This window comes from Pseudomonas sp. R9.37 (assembly GCF_963878885.1).
Taxonomy (GTDB): domain Bacteria; phylum Pseudomonadota; class Gammaproteobacteria; order Pseudomonadales; family Pseudomonadaceae; genus Aquipseudomonas.
Window position 1 is genome coordinate 531,847 of sequence record NZ_CAWNZA010000032.1, and the last position, 12,172, is coordinate 544,018.

A 12,172-nucleotide genomic window follows, 5' to 3' on the forward strand; every position below is an offset into this window, starting at 1 on the left:
GGTCTCTGAATGAGAGCCTCCAGAGCGTCAGCCCACCCATGGCAAAACCCCTCGACTTCGCAAAACACTGGTTTGCCGCCAAGGGCTGGAAACCGTTCGCCTTTCAGAAAGAGGTATGGGCGGCGGTCAAGCAGGGTCAGTCAGGCTTGCTGCATGCCAGCACCGGCGCGGGTAAAACCTATGCACTGTGGTTTGCCGCCCTTAATCGCTTCGCCATCACTCGCCCGCCCGCCACCGGCAAACGCAAACCGCCGGCTGAGCCGCTGACGGTGCTGTGGATTACACCCATGCGCGCATTGGCCGCCGACACTGCACGCGCCCTTGAAGCGCCACTGGAGGTCTTGCAGATTCCGTGGAGCATCGGCCTGCGCACCGGCGATACCAGCAGCAGCGAACGCGCCCGCCAAAGCCGCCGCCAGCCCACCGCGCTGGTTACCACGCCGGAAAGTCTTACGTTGATGCTGGCGCGTGCCGACAGTGAATCGAGCCTGGCACACCTGCGCATGGTCATCGTGGATGAATGGCATGAACTGATCGGCAACAAGCGTGGTGTGCAGCTGCAACTGGCGCTGGCGCGCTTGCGGCGGTGGCATCCGGAACTGATGGTGTGGGGAATTTCGGCGACGTTGGGTAATCAGGCTCACGCACTGGAGGTTTTGGTCCCACAAGGTGGCGGGATCAACGTGCAGGGGCAAACAGCCAAAACGCTGCAGGTCGATACCTTGTTGCCGCCCACCACTGAGCGCTTTCCCTGGGCCGGGCATATTGGTTTGAAGATGTTGCCGCAAGTCGTCGCCGAAGTGGATTCCAGCAGCAGTTGCCTGGTGTTTACCAACACACGGGCGCAGTCGGAGATCTGGTACCAGGCGTTGCTCGAGGCGCGCCCGGATTGGGCGGGAGTGATCGCGCTGCACCATGGCTCACTCTCGCGCGAAACGCGCGACTGGGTGGAGCGAGCCTTGAAAGACGGCCAGCTCAAGGCGGTGGTGTGCACCTCCAGCCTGGACCTGGGGGTGGATTTCCTGCCGGTGGAACGCGTACTGCAAATCGGCTCGGCCAAAGGCGTGGCGCGCCTGATGCAGCGCGCCGGACGCTCCGGCCACGCGCCAGGGCGGCCGTCCCGGGTGACGCTGGTGCCGACCCACAGCCTGGAGCTGGTGGAAGCGGCGGCCGCCCAAGACGCGATCGCCCAACGGCGCATCGAAGCCCGTGAATCGCCTTACAAGCCGCTGGACGTGCTCGTACAGCATTTGGTGAGCATGGCGCTGGGCGGAGGCTTTACGCCGGATGCGCTGCTGGCGGAAGTGCGCGGTGCCTGGGCTTACCGTGACCTCACGCAAGCCGACTGGGCCTGGGCGCTGGGGTTTGTGCGCCATGGCGGATTGTCGCTGACGGCTTATCCGGATTACCGCCGCGTGGAGCCCGACGAGCACGGCGTGTGGCGAGTGCCGGATGCACGCCTGGCGCGGCGCCATCGCATGAGCGTAGGCACCATCGTCAGTGACGCGAGTATCCAGCTGAAATTCTGGAGCAAGGGCGGCGGCGGCAAGAACCTGGGCAGTGTCGAGGAAGGCTTTATCGCACGGCTTAAACCCGGTGATGGTTTCCTGTTTGCCGGGCGTTTGCTGGAGCTGGTGCGCGTGGAAAACATGACTGCTTACGTGCGTCGCAGCACCGCGAAAAGAGCCGCCGTGCCGCGCTGGAATGGCGGGCGCATGCCGCTTTCCAACGAACTGGCGCAGGCGGTGGTCGAGCGGTTTGATGCGGCGGCGCATGGGCATTTCGACGGCCCGGAAATGCAGGCGGTGCAACCCTTGCTGCAAACCCAGTTGCGCTGGTCGGGCCTGCCGACACGCACGCATTTGCTGGCCGAAGCCCTGAAGTCGCGGGAAGGATGGCACGTGTTTCTTTACCCCTTCGCCGGACGCCAAGTGCATCTGGGCCTGGCCAGCCTGCTGGCGTGGCGGGTCAGCCAACTGCAGCCGGTGACCTTTTCAATCGCGGTGAATGATTACGGGCTGGAGCTGTTGAGTGCCACGCCGGTGGATTGGCCATTACTGCTGAACGAAGCGTTATTGAGTCCGCAAAATTTGCTGACCGACGTCATAGCCAGCTTGAATGCCGGGGAATTGGCCCTTAGACGTTTTCGCGAGATCGCGCGCATCGCCGGGCTGGTGTTCGCGGGTTACCCAGGTGCGCCAAAAAGCACGCGGCAGGTTCAGGCCTCCAGCGGGTTGTTTTTTGAAGTGTTCAAGCAATATGACCCGCAGAACCTGCTGCTGACCCAGGCCGGGGAAGAAGTCCTGCGTGACGAGTTGGATATTCGTCGGCTGGAACAGACATTGCGCCAACTGGCCGCGCTGAAACTGGACCTGCACCTGATCGAACGGCCTACACCGCTGGCCTTCCCGCTGCTGGTTGAGCGGATGCGCGAGAGCATGAGTTCGGAGAAACTCTCGGAGCGCATTGCACGGATGGTCAAAGACCTGGAAAAAGTCGCGGATAACGGGAAACGCTGATGCATTGTTCGGTAATGCTTGAGGGAGAAGAACTGTGGTTGCTGGCGGAAAAGGCCGTGTACTGGCCCTCGCGTCAGTGCCTGCTGATTGCCGACGTGCATTTTGGCAAGGCCTCCGCCTACCGCAGCCTTGGGCAACCCGTGCCCCAAGGCACCACGACTGAAAACCTGCAACGCCTGGACCGGCTGTTATCGGCCTTGCCGTGCGAGCAGGTGATCTTTCTCGGTGACTTCCTGCACGGCCCCGGCTCTCACGCCAGCGGCACCCTAAGCGCCTTGAGAGCGTGGCGTGAGCACAATCGCGACCTTGGCCTGACGCTGATTCGTGGCAATCACGATAAACGCGCAGGCGACCCACCGGCCGACTTGGGCATCGAGGTGGTGCCGGAGCCTTTGCTGATGGGGCCGTTCGCCCTGCAACACGAACCAGACGCGCATGCCAGCCACCATGTGCTGGCGGGGCACGTGCACCCGGTCTATCGACTGCGCGGCAGGGGCCGCCAGAGCTTGCGTCTGCCGTGCTTTCAGTTCGGGTCGCGGATCAGCCTGTTGCCGGCGTTCGGCGCCTTTACCGGGGGTTATTCAGTGGAGCAGCGCGACGATCAGCAGATCTTTGTGATCGGCGATGAGGACGTATGGCCGGTGTGCTGAACAACCGGCCATGTCTTTTGCCCTGAACGATCAGGCGACAGGCGCGGGTGGCGGCTCATCCGGCAGCGTCGGTTCACCAGGCTCGGTGGGCGGTTGCGGCCAATCTTGATCAGGTTGACCAGGGATGCCGCCCGCATACGCAGGGTCGGCCATCAGGGACCAGGCCAGAACACCAATTTGGTTGGGTTCAAGCCGGGCGAGTTCGGCGCTGATTCGCGGGTCGATCTTCATAAAGTACTCCTCAAGCGTGGCTCGGCGCGTTTTGCACGCACCGAGGCAGTACACCCAATAGAGTCACTTCCCGCAGACTAATTCCCTTAACGTGTAAGACCTTTCGATCAAGCGCGTGGGAGTGTGACGCCACGCTGGCCCTGATACTTGCCGGCGCGGTCCTTGTAGGACACTTCACAGGCCTCGTCGGACTGCAGGAACAGCATCTGTGCCACGCCTTCATTGGCGTAGATCTTCGCCGGCAACGTGGTGGTGTTGGAGAACTCCAGGGTCACGTGACCTTCCCACTCGGGCTCAAGCGGCGTCACGTTGACGATGATGCCGCAGCGCGCGTAGGTGCTTTTGCCCAAGCAAATGGTCAGCACGTCACGCGGGATGCGGAAAAACTCCACGGTGCGCGCCAGGGCGAAGGAGTTGGGCGGGATGATGCACACGTCGCTCTTGACGTCGACGAAGCTCTTTTCGTCGAAATTCTTCGGGTCGACGATCGCCGAGTTGATATTGGTGAACACCTTGAATTCGTCGGCGCAACGCACGTCGTAGCCATAGCTGGAAACACCGTACGAAATCACCGGAGCGTCGCCTGCGCCACGGATCTGGCGTTCAACGAACGGTTCGATCATGCCGTGCTCTTGCGCCATGCGGCGAATCCACTTGTCCGATTTGATGCTCATGGCGGGTGTCCTGAATAGCGAGGTGGAAAAATTCTGTTGGGCATCTTACCGGGGCCGGCTTCGGGGTTCAAAGGGCGCGGGGCTTTTCTTGATGAATGCACCGGCTGCTGCAAGCCGCAGCCAATGGGGCCGGGGCTTATAGTGCGGTCCCTTGTGACTGTAAATACCACCGCCAGTCACGAAAATAGAGAAACCTTCGGAAATACCATTGGCACGTTCCGGAAAAAGGGTTAAGGTGGCGCCACTGTGCTGCTTGTGTCACTGAGAATCTCTACACGATATGTTGAATTTCGATCCAACCATCTCCAAGAATTTTTCCTGCTCTTTGCACTCAGTCTCGGCCAGGGCTTTTCCTGAGTCGCAGTTAACTTTGTCCAAGGAGATACACCATGTCTAATCGCCAAACTGGTACCGTTAAGTGGTTCAACGATGAAAAAGGCTTCGGCTTCATCACTCCACAATCCGGTGACGACCTGTTCGTTCACTTCAAAGCTATCCAATCCGACGGCTTCAAAAGCCTGAAAGAAGGCCAACAGGTTTCTTTCATCGCTACCCGCGGTCAGAAAGGCATGCAAGCTGAAGAAGTTCAAGTTATCTAACTTGTACTGACTTAGTCGAAAAAACCCCGCCCTCAAAAGCGGGGTTTTTTTATGCCTGGGATTTGGCGCAACGCCACCGGAATCCCGGACACAAAAAAATGTGGGAGCCTACTGATGTGGGAGCTGGCTTGCCTGCGATGCTGACGCCTCGGTGTATCAGTTACACCGAGACGATGCTATCGCTGGCAAGCCAGCTCCCACACAAGCCTGCTCCCACAGTTCATACAGCGTTGTTACTGGAACAACGACTCACTGGACAAGCCATTCTTCTCCAGGATCTCACGCAAGCGCTTGAGGCCCTCTACCTGGATCTGCCGCACCCGCTCACGGGTCAAACCGATCTCCAGGCCTACGTCCTCCAGGGTACTGCTCTCATGGCCGCGCAGGCCGAAGCGGCGAATCACCACTTCACGCTGCTTGTCCGTGAGCTCAGACAGCCACTGGTCAATGCTTTGGGAAAGATCATCGTCCTGCAACAGTTCGCAAGGATCCGTCGGACGATCATCCGTCAGGGTGTCCAGCAGGGTTTTATCCGAATCCGGACCCAGCGAGACATCGACCGAAGACACGCGCTCGTTCAGGCCGAGCATGCGCTTAACCTCGCCTACCGGCTTTTCCAGCAGGTTGGCGATTTCTTCAGGCGAAGGTTCATGATCGAGTTTTTGTGTCAGCTCACGCGCCGCCCGCAGGTAGACGTTGAGCTCCTTGACCACATGGATCGGCAACCGGATCGTACGGGTTTGATTCATGATCGCCCGTTCGATGGTCTGACGAATCCACCAGGTGGCATAGGTCGAAAAGCGGAAGCCCCGCTCAGGGTCGAACTTCTCCACCGCCCGGATCAAGCCCAGGTTGCCCTCCTCGATCAGGTCCAGCAGCGACAGCCCACGATTGACGTAGCGTCGGGCGATTTTCACCACCAGGCGCAAGTTACTTTCAATCATGCGTTTGCGCCCAGCCGGATCGCCTTTTTGCGACAAGCGCGCAAAATGGACTTCTTCTTCGGGAGTGAGCAGAGGGGAAAAGCCGATTTCATTGAGGTACAGCTGCGTTGCGTCGAGCGCCCGCGTGTAGTCAATGTACTTGTGTTGCTTCAACGCGGTGGAGTTCTTGGATTTGGTGCGAACTGAAGGTGTAGCAGACCCTTCATCATTCGACATCGATTCCTTTTCGGTGAGTATCTCCATTTCAAGGAGAACCTCATCGTCGATGTCAAACTCCGGCGCTTCTTTACTGAGAGCCATTGTTATAGTCCTTTGGTGAGTTCGACCTCAAGCTCAAGCGACGCCTCTATCCTTGGCAACGCTGGAGCCTGTTCCTTCTACGTGAGGGAACAGGCTGTGCAACACATCAACGACGGGGTAGGAATTGCAGCGGATCTACAGGTTTCCCTTGGCGGCGAATCTCAAAGTGCAGTTTCACCCGGTCTGTACCAGTTGACCCCATTTCGGCAATTGTCTGTCCGACTTTGACTTGCTGCCCCTCCCGAACCAACAGCCTGCGGTTGTGACCGTAAGCACTGACGTAGGTATCGCTGTGTTTGATGATGACCAGTTCGCCGTAGCCCCGCAAACCACTCCCGGCGTACACCACTGTCCCATCAGACGCAGCTAAAACAGGCTGTCCCAAATCCCCGGCGATATCAATGCCTTTATTCAAACTACCGTTTGAAGAGAATTTTCCAATCAATACCCCGTTTGAAGGCCATCCCCAACCGGTCGGAGCAGGCCCTGCGGGCGGCAGAGGCGCAGGCGCTGGTTTGCTCGCAACCGTAGGCGCGGCGGTGCCTGCAGGCCGGGTGATGATCGTGGTTTTGCTCGAAGACGAGGGCGAAGATCCGGAATTTGTCACAACTGTCGTAGGCGTTGAACCGGTGCGTCCATCGAAACGAATGGTCTGACCTGGATGTATCGTGTATGGCACAGGAATATTGTTACGAGCTGCGAGCGCCTTGTAATCCCAACCGTAACGGAAGGCGATCGAGAACATCGTGTCCCCCTTTCGCACTACATACTGACCGGTGGTGACCGTCGGTTTTTGCGGCACTGCATTATTGCGGTCAACCACCCGCGCACCGCTGGATGGCGTGCTCGAACAGGCCGCCAATAAGGAACTCAAGACAAGGCCAAGCACCAGTCGCTGAAAGCTTGTTTTACTCATACGCTGCGCAGGACCTGTGAGACTCACCCGCCGCTCCCTTTGTGGTGGCTGAACATGAACGCCTGTATCAGGCTTGAAATATGACGCAAGTATAACTGGGCATTGGATTTTTACCGGCACACGACTGAAACGAAAAATTCATCATGTTTAAACCCGGTTTCCCATCATGTTGACTCTATGAGCCCCGCTGTAAGACACATCCCCACCCACAGAATTCACTGTTTGCGAATAAATGATCAGGCCAGCGGGCCATTGAGCAACGGTACAAAGCGCACGGCGCCCAGTACATGCCGGGAAAAGCCTTCGTCTTCCCGGATAATGAGCATCAATTGTTGCACTTCGCCGGAACCCACCGGGATAACCAATCGCCCGCCAGGTGCCAGTTGATCCAGCAAGGCCTGCGGTACATCGGTAGCAACGGCGGTAACGATGATGCCGTTGTACGGCGCCAGCGCCGGCCAGCCTTCCCAGCCATCGCCCCAGCGAAACACCACGTTACGCAGGTTGAGTTCCACCAGGCGCTCCTTGGCGCGGTCCTGCAGGACCTTGATGCGCTCCACCGAGAACACCCGCTCCACCAATTGCGACAGCACGGCGGTCTGGTAACCCGAACCGGTGCCGATCTCCAGCACTTTGTCCAACGGCCCCGCCGCCAGCAACAGCTCACTCATGCGCGCGACCATATAAGGCTGCGAAATGGTCTGGTTGTGGCCGATGGGCAACGCGGTGTCTTCATAGGCCCGATGCGCCAGGGCTTCGTCGACAAACAGGTGGCGTGGTGTGCGCCGGATGACTTCCAGCACCTGGGCGTTCGACAGCCCTTCTTCGTACAGGCGCTGGATCAAACGCTCGCGCGTACGCTGCGAGGTCATCCCGATGCCACGGCGCAGCAGGTCGTCTTGTTCACGCGCCATCAACGCAGCCCCTCGAGCCAGCCATCGAGACTACTGAAGGCATCACTGAAGGTGCGATCAAGCTGCAACGGGGTAATCGATACATAACCTTGCATCACCGCATGAAAGTCTGTGCCCGGGCCACCGTCCTCGGCGTCGCCGGCCGCCGCAATCCAATAACCTTCTTTGCCGCGCGGATCGACCACTTTCAGAGGCGCCGCCGCACGGGCGCGATGGCCCAGGCGCGTCAGTTGGATGCCGCGAATATGGTCGGGGGGCAAATTAGGGATGTTGACGTTGAGTACTGTGCGCGGCGGCAGGTCCAGTGATCCGTGGGCCTCCACCAGCTTGCGGGCGAAATACGCCGCCGTCGCCAGGTTGTCCAACTGCCGCGAGGCAAAGGAAAAGGCGAACGAGGTGCGGCCCAGGAAACGCCCTTCAAGCGCAGCCGCCACCGTACCCGAATACAGCACGTCATCGCCCAGGTTGGCGCCCAGGTTGATGCCCGACACCACCAGGTCCGGCTCCTGCTCCAACAAGCTGTTGATCGCCAGGTGCACGCAATCGGTGGGGGTACCGTTCACGCTGATAAAGCCATTGGCCAGAACCTGCGGGTGCAACGGACGGTCGAGCGTCAGCGAACTGCTGGCGCCGCTCTTGTCCTGGTCCGGGGCAACCACCACACACTCGGCGTAGTCTTCCAGCGCAGCATAAAGCGCGGCAAGGCCGGGTGCGGTGGCACCGTCATCGTTTGATATCAGAATACGCATGGGCTGTCCGTCTGCCCCACCGGCACCAGATCAACAAGCTCGCGCACCAAGACAGTGGCGAAGCATCCGGCCGGCAGGACGAATTCCAGTTGCAGAATGTCCAGCGAGGGATAATGCCACGTCAACCCGCCAATGGGCAGTCGCAGAATGCGACGCTCCTGGCTCATGCCGGCATTGACCAGCCAATCGCGCAGGTCGGCTTCACCGTCGGCGATTGCCTGTTCCAGCGCGAAGGTCGCCCCCGACGCCGGCGAATTGCCTTCGCCCCACTGCGGCCCTGTCGGGTGCAGGTCCAGAATCGCCAGGCGCGGGTCGCTGCATTCAGCCTCCCCCGCCGGGAAAAAACTGCGGCTGTCAGTAAACGCCAGCAAATCGCCGACCTGGGCGCGCTGCCAGGACCCGTCTGCCACACGTGCTGCCAGGACTTTATTGAAGAGAAAACTACGCGCGGTAGACAGCAGCCGCGAGCGCACATTGCGCTGCTCCGGCAGGGCCTTGCGGGCCGCCCATTCACGCGCGTCCGCCACGTTGCCGCCGTTGTGGCCGAAGCGCTGGGCACCGAAGTAATTGGGGATGCCGTGCTGGGCAATCTGCTGCAAACGCGCGTCGATGGCGGCGGTGTCGCCAGCCAATTGGGTCAGGCGCAGGGTAAAGCCGTTGGCCGAATGCGCACCCCGCTGCAGCTTGCGTTTATGACGGACGATCTTGAGGATTTTGAGGGTGTCGTTCTGCGCACCGCTCATGTCCGGGTCGGCCTTGCCCGGCAGTTGCACGCTGAACCACTGGCGCGTCAACGCCTGGCGATCCTTGAGCCCGGCATAGCTGACGGTGCGCAGCGGCACGCCGGCGGCCTTGGCAATGCGCCGCGCGGCTTCTTCGGTATTCAAACCGCGTTTTTCGACCCACAGCCACAGGTGCTCGCCGTCGCCGGTCAGCGGAATATCCAGCACTTCGTCTACCTGGAAATCTTCAGCCGTCGCTTTTAATACGGCGCTGCCCAAAGCCTCGCCGTAGGCCCGCGGGCCCAACAGTTGCAAGTCATTCATGCGCGCAGCAACAAGGCAACGGAGTGCACCGCGATGCCCTCTTCCCGTCCGGTAAACCCGAGTTTTTCGGTGGTGGTGGCTTTCACGTTGACTTGATCCAATTCAATTTGCAGATCCGCGGCAATCATTGCGCGCATCGATTCGATATGCGGGGCCATTTTCGGCGCCTGGGCGACGATGGTGTTGTCGACATTCCCGACCTTCCAGCCCTTGGCGTGGATCAGGCCGACCACATGGCGCAGCAAGACGCGGCTGTCCGCACCCTTGAAGGTTGGGTCGGTGTCTGGAAAGTGCTTGCCGATATCGCCCAACGCCGCTGCGCCGAGCAGGGCATCGCTCAAGGCGTGCAATACAACGTCGCCGTCGGAATGAGCGAGCAACCCATGGTGGTGTGCAATGCGCACGCCGCCCAAGGTGATGAAATCGCCTTCAGCGAAACGGTGCACATCGTAGCCGTGGCCAATACGCATAAAAAAACGCCCCGATTTAATTCAGGGCGTGATTCTACCTACTTTTGCCTCACATTAACCGAGCAAAGCACGCCCATGATGTCGCAAATGATCTTCGATGAAGCTGGCGATAAAGAAGTAGCTGTGGTCGTAGCCGGGTTGCAGGCGCAGTTCGAGCGGATGGTTGGCCGCCTTGGCCGCTTGCTGCAGGGCTTCGGGCTTGAGCTGCACGGCGAGGAAATCGTCGCGGTCGCCCTGATCCACCAGCAATGGCAGCTTTTGCGTGGCCTCGCTGATCAGCGCGCAGGCGTCCCATTCACGCCATTTAGAGCGTTCATCACCCAAATAACGCGAGAAGGCCTTCTGGCCCCATGGGCAATCCATCGGGTTATTGATCGGCGAAAATGCCGACACTGATTGGTAGCGCCCAGGGTTGCGCAAGGCACACACCAACGCACCGTGGCCGCCCATGGAGTGGCCGCTGATGCCGCGCTTTGCCGATGCAGGGAAATGCGCTTCAACCAACGCAGGCAATTCCTGCACCACGTAGTCATGCATCCGATAGTGCTTGGCCCAAGGTTCCTGCGTGGCATTCAGGTAGAAGCCGGCCCCCAGGCCAAAATCCCAGGCGTTGTCAGGGTCGCCCGGCACACCGGGCCCACGCGGGCTGGTGTCCGGAGCAACGATGATCAACCCCAGCTCGGCGGCCACACGCTGAGCACCAGCCTTTTGCATGAAGTTTTCGTCGGTGCAGGTCAAGCCGGACAGCCAGTACACCACCGGCAGTTTGCCGCCCTGCTCCGCCTGTGGCGGCAGGTAGACGGCAAAGGTCATGTCGCACCCGAGCACGTGGGAACTGTGTTTGTAGCGTTTATGCCAGCCGCCAAAACTCTTTTGGCAGGAGATGTTTTCGAGGGTCATGGGAATGCTCCCAGCGGCGAGCGGCAAACTTCAGGCTGCAGGCAGACATACACCTTTTTGCAGCCTAGAGCGTGCAACTTGCAGCTGCTTTAAAAGTGAATGACGGTACGAATGCTCTTGCCTTCATGCATCAGGTCAAACGCTTTGTTGATGTCTTCCAGGCCCATGGTGTGGGTGATAAAGGTGTCCAGCGGGATTTCGCCGGACTGGGCCATTTCCACGTAGCTTGGCAATTCGGAACGGCCACGCACGCCGCCAAACGCCGAACCGCGCCAGACGCGCCCGGTCACCAGCTGGAATGGGCGGGTGGCGATTTCCTGGCCTGCACCGGCTACACCAATGATCACCGACTCGCCCCAACCCTTGTGGCAGCACTCCAGGGCCGCGCGCATCAGTTGCACATTGCCGATGCACTCGAAGGAAAAGTCCACGCCGCCGTCGGTCAAGTCGACGATCACATCCTGGATGGGGCGGTCGTAGTCTTTCGGGTTGATGCAGTCGGTGGCGCCCAATTGCCTGGCGATTTCAAACTTGGCCGGGTTGATGTCGATGGCAATGATGCGACCGGCCTTGGCTTTCACCGCGCCGATGATGGCCGACAGGCCAATGCCGCCGAGGCCGAAGATAGCCACGGTATCGCCCGGCTTGACCTTGGCAGTGTTGATCACCGCGCCGATGCCGGTGGTAACGCCGCAGCCGAGCAGGCAGACCTTTTCCAACGGCGCTTCTTTAGGGATTTTTGCCACGGAAATTTCCGGCAGCACGGTGTACTCGGAGAACGTCGAGGTACCCATGTAGTGGAAAATCGGCTGGCCCTTGTAGGAGAAACGTGTGGTGCCATCCGGCATCAGGCCTTTGCCCTGCGTGGACCGAATGGCCTGGCACAGGTTGGTCTTGCCCGACAGGCAGAATTTGCACTTGCCGCATTCCGGCGTGTACAGCGGGATCACGTGGTCGCCGACGGCCACCGAAGTCACGCCCTCGCCGATTGCTTCAACCACCGCGCCACCTTCATGGCCGAGGATCGACGGAAAGATCCCTTCCGGGTCGGCGCCCGACAAGGTGTACGCGTCGGTATGGCACACGCCGGACGCGACCACCCGCAGCAGCACCTCGCCGGCCTTGGGCATGGCGACATCGACTTCGACGATCTCTAGGGGCTTCTTCGCTTCGAAGGCTACAGCGGCACGGGACTTGATCATCCGGGTTTCTCCAGGAAATTAAAAACTGAAGCGCTGAGTGTAAAACATGGCCCAGTGA

At 59.9% G+C, this 12,172-nt stretch carries 13 protein-coding genes; 3 read left to right on the top strand and 10 right to left on the bottom strand.

Features of this window, described 5'->3' with window-relative positions:
• Positions 1-38 precede the first annotated feature (38 nt).
• Together AACU78_RS18295 and pdeM are read left to right on the top strand one after the other, a co-directional pair.
• Positions 39-2,519: a ligase-associated DNA damage response DEXH box helicase gene (locus AACU78_RS18295; RefSeq protein WP_106577144.1), complete on the top strand. Its 2,481-nt coding sequence runs from the start codon at positions 39-41 to the stop codon at positions 2,517-2,519.
• Positions 2,519-3,169, top strand: coding sequence for a ligase-associated DNA damage response endonuclease PdeM (gene pdeM / locus AACU78_RS18300; protein WP_106577145.1), 651 nt, complete (start codon positions 2,519-2,521; stop codon positions 3,167-3,169). Before AACU78_RS18295 ends, pdeM begins: the two co-directional genes overlap by 1 nt.
• Positions 3,170-3,199: 30 nt before the next feature.
• Here pdeM and AACU78_RS18305 read toward each other — a convergent pair whose 3' ends face one another.
• Both AACU78_RS18305 and dcd read right to left on the bottom strand, forming a co-directional pair.
• Positions 3,200-3,400 (bottom strand): hypothetical protein, encoded by a 201-nt coding sequence (locus tag AACU78_RS18305; RefSeq protein ID WP_106577146.1) that lies wholly within the window; start codon positions 3,398-3,400, stop codon positions 3,200-3,202.
• 107 nt (positions 3,401-3,507) lie between these two features.
• Positions 3,508-4,074, bottom strand: a complete 567-nt coding sequence (gene dcd / locus AACU78_RS18310; protein WP_106577147.1) for a dCTP deaminase — start codon at positions 4,072-4,074, stop codon at positions 3,508-3,510.
• A gap of 389 nt (positions 4,075-4,463) precedes the next feature.
• Between dcd and AACU78_RS18315 the strand changes: the two genes are divergently transcribed.
• Positions 4,464-4,673 (top strand): cold-shock protein, encoded by a 210-nt coding sequence (locus AACU78_RS18315; RefSeq protein WP_002554837.1) that lies wholly within the window; start codon positions 4,464-4,466, stop codon positions 4,671-4,673.
• A gap of 233 nt (positions 4,674-4,906) precedes the next feature.
• Here the strand turns inward: AACU78_RS18315 and rpoS are convergent, their stop codons facing one another.
• From rpoS to AACU78_RS18355, 8 genes are all read right to left on the bottom strand, one after another.
• Complete coding sequence (gene rpoS, locus AACU78_RS18320) at positions 4,907-5,917, bottom strand: RNA polymerase sigma factor RpoS (RefSeq protein ID WP_016974430.1); 1,011 nt, start codon at positions 5,915-5,917, stop codon at positions 4,907-4,909.
• Positions 5,918-6,023: 106 nt separating this feature from the next.
• Positions 6,024-6,860, bottom strand: a complete 837-nt coding sequence (locus tag AACU78_RS18325) for a peptidoglycan DD-metalloendopeptidase family protein (protein ID WP_106577148.1) — start codon at positions 6,858-6,860, stop codon at positions 6,024-6,026.
• Between the two features lie 209 nt (positions 6,861-7,069).
• Positions 7,070-7,705 (bottom strand): protein-L-isoaspartate(D-aspartate) O-methyltransferase, encoded by a 636-nt coding sequence (locus AACU78_RS18330; protein WP_169850588.1) that lies wholly within the window; start codon positions 7,703-7,705, stop codon positions 7,070-7,072.
• 41 nt (positions 7,706-7,746) lie between these two features.
• The gene (surE, locus tag AACU78_RS18335; protein ID WP_106577149.1) at positions 7,747-8,496 is read right to left on the bottom strand and encodes a 5'/3'-nucleotidase SurE; all 750 of its coding nucleotides are present in this window, start codon (positions 8,494-8,496) and stop codon (positions 7,747-7,749) included.
• Positions 8,484-9,542, bottom strand: a complete 1,059-nt coding sequence (gene truD, locus AACU78_RS18340) for a tRNA pseudouridine(13) synthase TruD (protein ID WP_106577150.1) — start codon at positions 9,540-9,542, stop codon at positions 8,484-8,486. Before truD ends, surE begins: the two co-directional genes overlap by 13 nt.
• Positions 9,539-10,012: a 2-C-methyl-D-erythritol 2,4-cyclodiphosphate synthase gene (gene ispF, locus AACU78_RS18345; protein WP_106577151.1), complete on the bottom strand. Its 474-nt coding sequence runs from the start codon at positions 10,010-10,012 to the stop codon at positions 9,539-9,541. Before ispF ends, truD begins: the two co-directional genes overlap by 4 nt.
• 54 nt (positions 10,013-10,066) lie before the next feature.
• Positions 10,067-10,912, bottom strand: a complete 846-nt coding sequence (gene fghA / locus AACU78_RS18350) for an S-formylglutathione hydrolase (protein ID WP_106577152.1) — start codon at positions 10,910-10,912, stop codon at positions 10,067-10,069.
• A gap of 89 nt (positions 10,913-11,001) precedes the next feature.
• Entirely contained in the window at positions 11,002-12,114 is a 1,113-nt protein-coding gene (locus tag AACU78_RS18355) for an S-(hydroxymethyl)glutathione dehydrogenase/class III alcohol dehydrogenase (RefSeq protein ID WP_106577153.1), read from the bottom strand.
• Between the last annotated feature and the right edge of the window lie 58 nt (positions 12,115-12,172).

What these genes read in the sequence shown, in the direction of transcription:
- AACU78_RS18295 (WP_106577144.1), top strand. Translation starts at nt 39, where the DNA reads ATGGCAAAACCCCTCGACTTCGCAAAACACTGGTTTGCCGCCAAGGGC.
- pdeM (WP_106577145.1), top strand. Translation starts at nt 2,519, where the DNA reads ATGCATTGTTCGGTAATGCTTGAGGGAGAAGAACTGTGGTTGCTGGCG.
- AACU78_RS18305 (WP_106577146.1), bottom strand. Translation starts at nt 3,400, where the DNA reads ATGAAGATCGACCCGCGAATCAGCGCCGAACTCGCCCGGCTTGAACCC.
- dcd (WP_106577147.1), bottom strand. Translation starts at nt 4,074, where the DNA reads ATGAGCATCAAATCGGACAAGTGGATTCGCCGCATGGCGCAAGAGCAC.
- AACU78_RS18315 (WP_002554837.1), top strand. Translation starts at nt 4,464, where the DNA reads ATGTCTAATCGCCAAACTGGTACCGTTAAGTGGTTCAACGATGAAAAA.
- rpoS (WP_016974430.1), bottom strand. Translation starts at nt 5,917, where the DNA reads ATGGCTCTCAGTAAAGAAGCGCCGGAGTTTGACATCGACGATGAGGTT.
- AACU78_RS18330 (WP_169850588.1), bottom strand. Translation starts at nt 7,705, where the DNA reads ATGACCTCGCAGCGTACGCGCGAGCGTTTGATCCAGCGCCTGTACGAA.
- surE (WP_106577149.1), bottom strand. Translation starts at nt 8,496, where the DNA reads ATGCGTATTCTGATATCAAACGATGACGGTGCCACCGCACCCGGCCTT.
- truD (WP_106577150.1), bottom strand. Translation starts at nt 9,542, where the DNA reads ATGAATGACTTGCAACTGTTGGGCCCGCGGGCCTACGGCGAGGCTTTG.
- ispF (WP_106577151.1), bottom strand. Translation starts at nt 10,012, where the DNA reads ATGCGTATTGGCCACGGCTACGATGTGCACCGTTTCGCTGAAGGCGAT.
- fghA (WP_106577152.1), bottom strand. Translation starts at nt 10,912, where the DNA reads ATGACCCTCGAAAACATCTCCTGCCAAAAGAGTTTTGGCGGCTGGCAT.
- AACU78_RS18355 (WP_106577153.1), bottom strand. Translation starts at nt 12,114, where the DNA reads ATGATCAAGTCCCGTGCCGCTGTAGCCTTCGAAGCGAAGAAGCCCCTA.